The sequence below is a fragment of the Streptomyces iranensis genome, assembly GCF_017874715.1.
GTDB classification, from domain to species: Bacteria; Actinomycetota; Actinomycetes; order Streptomycetales; family Streptomycetaceae; genus Streptomyces; species Streptomyces iranensis.
On sequence record NZ_JAGGLR010000016.1, the window covers coordinates 290,645 to 298,812 of the forward strand.

6 protein-coding genes, 1 rRNA gene and 1 pseudogene are annotated in these 8,168 nt (G+C 72.5%); 1 reads left to right on the forward strand and 7 read right to left on the reverse strand.

Features of this window, described 5'->3' with window-relative positions; translation table 11 throughout:
• Positions 1–6 precede the first annotated feature (6 nt).
• The 4 genes from J2Z30_RS28805 to J2Z30_RS28820 form a co-directional block, all read right to left on the reverse strand.
• A complete protein-coding gene (locus J2Z30_RS28805) occupies positions 7–948 on the reverse strand; it encodes an ABC transporter ATP-binding protein (RefSeq protein ID WP_372453321.1) in 942 nt (313 codons plus the stop codon).
• Positions 945–2,009 carry a FecCD family ABC transporter permease gene (locus J2Z30_RS28810; RefSeq protein WP_044577475.1) on the reverse strand — a complete coding sequence of 355 codons (1,065 nt, stop codon included), beginning with the start codon at positions 2,007–2,009 and terminating at the stop codon, positions 945–947. The genes J2Z30_RS28805 and J2Z30_RS28810 overlap by 4 nt, the downstream gene beginning before the upstream one ends.
• On the reverse strand, positions 2,006–3,055 hold the full coding sequence (locus tag J2Z30_RS28815; protein WP_044582110.1) for a FecCD family ABC transporter permease: 1,050 nt from the start codon (positions 3,053–3,055) through the stop codon (positions 2,006–2,008). Before J2Z30_RS28815 ends, J2Z30_RS28810 begins: the two co-directional genes overlap by 4 nt.
• A 276-nt stretch (positions 3,056–3,331) precedes the next feature.
• Positions 3,332–4,369, reverse strand: coding sequence for an HAD hydrolase-like protein (locus J2Z30_RS28820; protein ID WP_044577472.1), 1,038 nt, complete (start codon positions 4,367–4,369; stop codon positions 3,332–3,334).
• 76 nt (positions 4,370–4,445) lie between these two features.
• Here J2Z30_RS28820 and J2Z30_RS28825 point away from each other — a divergent pair, with 76 nt between their 5' ends.
• On the forward strand, positions 4,446–5,813 hold the full coding sequence (locus J2Z30_RS28825) for a DUF1015 family protein (RefSeq protein WP_044577469.1): 1,368 nt from the start codon (positions 4,446–4,448) through the stop codon (positions 5,811–5,813).
• An 82-nt stretch (positions 5,814–5,895) separates the two neighbouring features.
• Here J2Z30_RS28825 and J2Z30_RS28830 read toward each other — a convergent pair whose 3' ends face one another.
• From J2Z30_RS28830 to rrf, 3 genes and pseudogenes are all read right to left on the reverse strand, one after another.
• Positions 5,896–6,774 carry a tetratricopeptide repeat protein gene (locus tag J2Z30_RS28830; RefSeq protein WP_044577466.1) on the reverse strand — a complete coding sequence of 293 codons (879 nt, stop codon included), beginning with the start codon at positions 6,772–6,774 and terminating at the stop codon, positions 5,896–5,898.
• Between the two features lie 108 nt (positions 6,775–6,882).
• A pseudogene (locus J2Z30_RS52140) lies at positions 6,883–7,554 on the reverse strand (tetratricopeptide repeat protein); the annotation flags it as partial.
• Between the two features lie 521 nt (positions 7,555–8,075).
• A 5S ribosomal RNA gene (rrf, locus tag J2Z30_RS28840) occupies positions 8,076–8,168 on the reverse strand; the annotation flags it as partial.

The window sequence follows — 8,168 nt, forward strand, 5'->3', positions numbered from 1 at the left end:
CGCCCCTCAGGACTCGCTCACCGCGACGGTCGCCAGAGGCGCCTCCACCCGCGCCGTACGGGACCTGCGAGCGGCCGGGATGACCAGCGGCGTCCCCGTCTCCGGGTCGTCGATCACCTGGCAGCGCAATCCGAAGACCCGCTCCACCAGCTCCGCCGTGACCACGTCCGCCGGCGCCCCCTCCGCGACGACCTCCCCGCCCCGCATCGCGATCAGATGGGTGGCGTAGCGGGCGGCGTGGTTCAGGTCGTGGAGCACGGCGACGAGGGTGCGGCCCTGCTCCTCGTGGAGCTGGGCGCACAGGTCCAGCACATCGATCTGGTGCTGGATGTCCAGATAGGTCGTGGGCTCGTCGAGGAGCAGCAGCGGGGTCTGCTGGGCGATGGCCATCGCGATCCACACCCGCTGGCGCTGACCGCCGGACAATTCATCGACATAGCGATCCGCGAGCTCGGCCACCCCGGTCGCCGCCATCGACTCGTCGACGATCCGCTCGTCCGTCTCCGACCACTGCCGCAGCAGCCCCTGGTGCGGATAGCGGCCGCGGGCGACCAGGTCGGCGACGGTGATCCCGTCCGGGGCGATCGAGGACTGGGGCAGCAGCCCGAGGGTGCGGGCGACCTTCTTGGCGGGCAGCGAGCCGATCGACTGCCCGTCCAGCAGCACCGATCCGGCCGCCGGCTTGAGCATCCGGGACAGGGCGCGCAGCAGGGTCGACTTCCCGCAGGCGTTCGGCCCGACGATGACCGTGAAGGAGTGGTCGGGGATGGTCACGGACAGCTTCTCGGCGACCGTGCGCCGGTCGTAGGCGAGGGTCAGCCCCTCCGCCATGAGCCGCTGCCGCTGCCGCTGGTCCTGGGTGCCACTCGTGCTGGAAGCCACGGTCTGCCGGGTGTCCTTGTCCTTGTCCATGCCGTCTTCCGTCCGGGTCGTGTCCACAGTCGTCATATCCGCCCCGCCCTGCGCTCGGTCACCAGCAGCCACAGCAGATAGGCGCCGCCCAGCATCCCGGTGAGCACCCCCACCGGCAGCTGATCGGCCCCGAAGGCGCGCTGGGAGGCCCAGTCGGCGGTGACCAGCAGCGTGGCGCCCATCCAGGCGGCGGGGAGCAGGTTCGGACCCGGCGAGCGGGTGAGCCTGCGGGCCAGCTGCGGGGCGACGAGCGATACGAAGGCGACGGGCCCGGCGGCGGCCGTGGCGGACGCGACCAGCAGCACGGCCGCGCCCATCAGCACCATCCGCGTCCGCTCCACCCGCACCCCGAGGGCGTAGGCGCTGTCGTCGCCCATCTCCAGCATCCGCAGGTTCCGCGCCTGCCCGAGGACCACGGGCATGAGTACCGCGCAGACGGCCAGCAGCGGCCAGACCTGGTCCCAGTCGCGGCCGTTCAGCGAGCCGGTCAGCCACATCACCGCACGGGCCGCGTCCTCATGGCGGGCCTGGGTGAGCAGATAGCCGTTGACGGCGGTGAACGTCGCGGAGGTGCCGATGCCCACGAGGACCAGCCGATAGCCGTGCACGCCCTGCCGCCAGGCCAGCGCGTACACGGCCAATCCGGTCAGCACCCCGCCGAGGACGGCCCCGGTGGCGACCACGTTCGGATCGCCCTTGACCAGCACGATGGCCGTGAGCGCCCCGGCCGCCGCCCCCTGGCCGAGGCCGATCACATCCGGACTGCCCAGCGGATTGCGGGAGACGGACTGGAAGATCGCCCCGCCCACGCCCAGGGCCGCACCGACCAGCAGCCCCACCAGCACCCGCGGCAGCCGCAGCTCGTTGACGATGAAGTCCTGCGCCACGGTGCCGTTGCCGAGCAGCGTGCGCACCACATCGGCGGGGGCGATGGGGAAGTCGCCGGTGCCGATCAGCACGATGCCCATCACCAGCGCCACGGCGATCAGCAGCAGCCCCACGACCGCGCCGCGGACGTCCAGGCGCAGCGAGAGACCGCCGGTGCGCAGCGTGATCCCGCGCGTCCCGGACTCAGCGGTGCGCTTGCTCGCGTTCACAGTTGGGCCATCCTTCGGCGACGTACGAGGTAGATGAAGAGGGGCCCGCCGAGGAAGGTGGTGACGACGCCGACCTGGAGCTCCGCGGGCCGGGTGACCAACCGCCCGATCACATCGGCGCCCAGCAGCAGAACGGGCGAGAGCACCGCGGCGTACGGCAGGATCCAGCGCATGTCCGGCCCGGTGAGCGCGCGGACCAGATGCGGCACGATCAGCCCGACGAACGCGATCGGCCCGCAGGCGGCGGTAGCGGCCCCGCACAGCAGGGTGACCGCGATCATCGAGAGCGCCCGGGTGCGGTTGAGGTTGCTGCCGAGCGCGCGGGCCGTGTCGTCGCCGAGCGCCACGGCGTTCAGCGAACGGCCCAGCAGAACCGCCAGTACGACGCCGACCAGGAGGAACGGGCTCACCTGCCGGACCACCGTCATATTGGCGGAGGCGAGTGAACCGACCGTCCAGAAGCGCATCTTGTCGAGCGCCGCGGTGTCCAGCAGCTCCACGGCGTTGACGTATCCGTAGAGCGCCGCGTACACCGCCATCCCGGCGAGCGCGAGCCGCACCGGGGTGGCGCTCCGGCTGCCGCCGAGCGCGTAGACCAGCACGGACACGACGGCGGTGCCGAGGAACGCGAACCACACATAGCCGGTGAGGGAGGTGACGCCGAGGAAGCTGATGGCCGAGACGACGGCGGCGGACGCGCCCGCGTTCAGCCCCAGCAGCCCGGGGTCGGCGAGCGGGTTGCGGGTGAGGGCCTGGATGACCGCGCCCGCGAGACCGAGGCCGACGCCGACGAGCAGCCCGAGGATGGTGCGCGGCAGCCGTACGTCCCGGATCACCACATCGGTGTCACTGCCGCTGTAGTGGAACAGTCCGTGCCACACCTGGTCCAGCGGAATCGGTTTGGCGCCGATCGCGATGGACGCCGCGGCGATCGCCAGCAGCACGCCCAGGGAGACGACCAGTCCGGTCGCACGGCGCGCGGTGCGCCGCCGGGGCGGCGCGCTCGCTGTCTCGGTCCCGGCTTTCGCCGGACTGACCAGGGTCACGCGGAACTCCACCTCACAGCACGGCCGATCAGAACTCAGGTTAAGTTAGGTTACCCTAAGTCGCGCTGGCCGCATCCATGCGGGCTCCCCGGAGCACGAGTTCGGCCTCACAGCCCTCATCGGCTCGGAGCCCCCGCCACCTCGGCTCGGAGGCCAGCCATCTCGCCTCGAAGCCCAGTCATCTCGCCTCGGAGCCCCAACCTCGTCAGCACGGAGCCCCAGCCGCGTCAGCGCGGAGCCTCAACCTCGTCGGCTCAGCCCCTCAGCCGCGGCGGGTCACAACCCCAGCCGGGCCAGAGCCTTCCCCGCGTCCGCGCCGCTCACACCGTCCCCCGCCTCGGACCACGCCGCCGCGCACAGCGCCCGCAGCCCGTCCAGCGGCTCCTCGCCCCCGCCCTCCAGCACCAGCGCGCCGTTCTCGACCCGCGCGGCCCAGTCCCCGCACCGGAAGCCGCCCGACTCCCCGTCGTGCGCCACCTCCGGCTGCGGGATGAGCAGCCCCCGCAGGTCGCGGTCCACATACGACGGCCGGTGCCCGGGTTCGGCGGCGAGCAGCTGTGCGGGCGTGGTCACCCCGGTCAGCACCAGCAGCGAATCCACCCCGCCCGCGTACGCACCCTCGATATCGGTGTCCAGCCGGTCCCCGACCACCAGCGGCCGCCGGGCGCCGGTCCGCAGGATCGTCTCCCGGTGCATCGGCGGCAGCGGCTTCCCGGCGGCCTGCGGGGACGTGCCCGCCACGATGCGTACGACCTCCACCGCCGCGCCGTTGCCCGGGGCGATGCCCCGACCACTGGGAATCGTCAGGTCCAGGTTGGAGGCGAACCACGGCACCCCGCGCGCCACCGCGTACCCCGCCTCCATCAGCCGCGCCCAGGGCATGTCCGGCCCGCCGTACCCCTGCGCCACCGCCGCCGGGTCGTCATCCGCCGAGTCCACCGGCGTCAGCCCGCGCTCGCGCAGCGCCACCCGCAGCCCCTCCCCGCCGATCACCAGCACCCGCGCCCCCTTCGGCAGCTGCTCGGAGATCAGCCGGGCGACCGCCTGCGCGGAGGTGATCACGTCGTCGGGGGTGGCGGGCATCCCGAGCCGGGTCAGATGCTCGGCCACCGCCTCCGGCGTCCGCAGCGCGTTGTTGGTCACATACGCCAGCCGCATTCCGCCGTCCCGCGCGGTGACCAGCGACTCCACGGCATGGTCAATGGCCTCGCCGCCCGCGTACACCACCCCGTCGAGGTCCAGCAGAGCCGTGTCGTACGCCTCGTTCAGCGACTGCCGGCTCGACTCGGGCCGGGTGCGGACGGGCTGGTTCATGGGGGCCACTCCTCGCAGATCTGTGCGCTTCTCCCCCGATCATCGCGTATCGCCGCGCGGGGCATAACATTCACTGATGAGCATTCCAGGGCCTGGCGGACAAGGTCTGCAGCTCACCCCCTTCCGGGGGCTGCGCTATGTCGCGGAGCGGGTCGGCAGTCTCGCCGCCGTCACCTCACCGCCCTACGACGTGGTGGTCAGGCCCGAGGGGCTGCGCGAGCTCGAGACGGCGGACCCGTACAACATCGTCCGGCTGATCCTGCCGCAGGCCGGGACCCCGGAGGCCCGCCATCGCAAGGCCGCCGAGACGCTGCGCCGCTGGCAGGCGGACGGGGTGCTCGCCCCGGACCCCGAACCCGCGCTCTACGTCTACGAGCAGCGCGACGGCCCGACCGTCCAGCGCGGGCTGATCGGCGCGCTGCGGCTGAGCCCCCGCGAGGAGGGCATCGTCCTCCCCCATGAGGACGTCATGCCGCATATCGTCGAGGACCGAGCCGATCTGATGCGCGCCACCGCCGCCCATCTGGAGCCGCTGCTGCTCGCCTACCGCGGCAACGGAAACGGGAACGGGGCTTCGGGAAACGGGACGTCGGGAAACGGGGCCTCAGGGAACGGAGCCGCCGGGCAGGGGACCGGCGGGGCGGCGCAGGTCATCGAACGCGCCATCCTGCGCGAGCCGTTGCTCTCCACGACCACCGAGGACGGCGTCGACCACCATCTGTGGCGGGTCACGAACCCCGCCGACCTCGTGGAAGTCTCCACCGACCTCCGCCACCACCAGGCCCTCATCGCCGATGGCCACCACCGCTGGGCCACCTATCTGCGGTTGCGCGAGGAGCGACGGGAGCCCGGCCCATGGGACTTCGGGCTCGTCCTGCTCGTCGACACCGCCCGCTATCCGCTCCGGGTCCGGGCCATCCACCGGCTGCTCCGCCAACTGGCCCCGGATGAAGCGCTCCCGGCGGTACGGCACGCCTTCCGGGTGCGGACGATCGACGGCCCGCTGCCGCGCGCCCTGGAGACCCTCGCCGAGGCGGTCGAGACGGCGCGCGCCGAGCCAGGCGCTCCGAACGCCTTCCTGCTGGCCGGAGACGGCCACTTCCACCTCCTGGACCGGCCGGATCCGGAGCTGCTGGCCCGTACGGTCCCCGACGGACGCCCGGAGGCATGGCGGACGCTGGACGCGACGGTGCTCCACCACACCCTGCTGGACCAGCTGTGGAACGTCCCGGACACACCCGAGCACATCGGCTACCTCCACGATCCGACGGCGGCCGTCGAGCAGGCGGAACGGCTGGGCGGCACGGCGGTACTGATGCATCCGGTGCGCGAGGACGTCGTGCACGAGCTGGCGCGGCAGGGCGTCGCGATGCCCCACAAGTCGACGTCCTTCGGGCCGAAGCCCGCGACGGGGCTGGTGCTGCGGAGCCTGACGCTGGGGTGAACCCTTCGGGGGCAGATACGCGAGCGGACATGCGAAGGGGGCGGGATCCCGGTCCGGGATCCCGCCCCCTCATGTCATGGCATCAGCGGCCGTCGCTGTCCTCGTCGGGCGCGGCTGCCTGACCCTCGGACGTGGCCTCGGCCACCGGCTCGATGCCCTGGGCGCCATCGGCCCCGGCATCGTCGGCCTCGGGCTCGTCGGACTCCGGCTCGGACTCGGACTCGGACTCGACCATGTCCTCGCCGGACAGGAGCTCGGCGACCTTCGACTCCTCGGCCTCCGGCTCCTCTACGGGCTGGCGAGCGTCGCCGTCCGCCGCCTCCTCGGGGTCAAGGGCGTCCACGAACTCGACCCCGTCCAGCTCGGCGAGCCGGTCCGACGCGTCCGTGCTCCCACTCTGATCGGCCTCGAGCGCCTTGGCGAACCACTCGCGGGCCTCGTCCTCGCGGCCGACCACCAGCAGCGCGTCGGCGTACGCGTAGCGCAGCCGGGCGGTCCAGGGCTGGATGGAGTTCGAGGCCAACTCCGGGCTCTGCAGGGTGACCACGGCGGCGTCGGCCTGGCCCATGTCACGCCGGGCGCCAGCGGCCACCATCCGCATCTCGACCTGACCGGCCCGGTCCAGCTTCTGCACCTCCGGCTCACCGGCCATGGCCAGCGCCCGCTCGGGACGGCCCATACCGCGCTCGCAGTCGGCCATCACCGGCCACAGCTCGGAGTTGCCGGTCATCCGGCGCGCGGCGCGGAACTCCGCGAGCGCCTCGGCGTACTTCCCGACGGCGTACGAGGCGAAGCCCGCGGCCTCGCGCACAGCGGCCACCCGGGAGGCGAGCCGCAGGGCGACGCGCGAGTACTGGTACGCCCGCTCGGGTTCGTCGTCCAGCAGCTTGGCCACCATGACGAGGTTCCTCGCGACGTCCTCGGCGAGGGTCTTCGGCAGGCTCATCAGCTCCTGCCGCACGCCCTTGTCGATCTCCTCGCCGGTGACGTCCTCGGGAATCGGCAGCCGCTTGATCGGCTCGCGGTCGCGGTCCCTGCCACGCTCTTCGCGACGCCCGTAGCCGCCGCTGCGGTCGTCACGGCGATTGAACCCACCGCCGCCGGAGCGCCGGTCGTCGCGGCCCCGGCCCTGACCGTACGGACGACGCGGCCCGCGGTCGTCCCGACCACCCCGGAAGCCACCGTCCCGGTCATCACGGCGAGGCCCACGCGGTCGCTCGTCACGACGGTCATCCCGACGATCGTCACGGCGCTCGTCCCGCCGGAACCCACTGCGGTCGTCATCGCGACGGTACGAGGGCCGCTCATCCCGCCGGTCATCCCGCCGGAACCCACCACGGTCATCATCACGACGATACGAAGGCCGCTCATCCCGGCGCTCGTCCCGCCGGAACCCACCACGGTCATCATCACGACGGTACGAAGGCCGCTCATCCCGCCGGTCATCCCGCCGGAACCCACCACGGTCATCATCACGACGATACGAAGGCCGCTCATCCCGGCGCTCAGAGCCGCCGCCCCGGCCGCCACGGTCACGATCACGGTCATCGCGGCGGAACCCACCACGGTCATCACGGCGCCCGTCGCGGCGCTCATCCCGGCGGTCGTCGCGCCGGTAGCCACCTCGGTCATCGTCACGGCGGAAGCCCGGCCGATCGTCACGGTCCCGTCGGAAACCGCCCTGGCGGGAGCCACCGTCGCGGTCATCACGCCGAGGCCCACGCGGCCGCTCGTCACGACGATCGTCACGGCGGTCATCACGCCGGTCGTCACGGCGCTCGTAACGCCCAGCGGGGCGGCCACCCCGGTCATCGCGGCGCCCAGAGCCGCCGGGGCGGCCTCCGCGCTCATCGTCCCGACGCGGGCCACGCGACCGGTCGTCCCGGCGATCATCCCGACGCTCGTCCCGCCGGTCATCGCGGCGGAAGCCACCACGGTCATCGTCACGGCGGAACCCGCCACGGTCATCATCGCGGCGTGGCCCGCGCGGCCGCTCATCGCGGCGGTCGTCACGCCGGAAACCACCACGACCGCCGTCGCGGCGCGGCCCGGAGCCGCGGGCCTCCCGCCGGTCGCCGGCTTCCCGGCCCCGGGGCTCGCGGCCCGACCGGTCGTCGGGAGAGTTGGTGGACATCGGCGTGACTCCTGTCTTCATGTACTTCAGCCATTCTCCCGCACCGGTCACGCCGATGCGGGCCCAGCAAAAACAAAAGGACCCTTGGTCCCAGCATGCACGCTGGGACCAAGGGTCCTTCAAAGATTGTTCGGCGGCGTCCTACTCTCCCACAGGGTCCCCCCTGCAGTACCATCGGCGCTGAAAGGCTTAGCTTCCGGGTTCGGAATGTAACCGGGCGT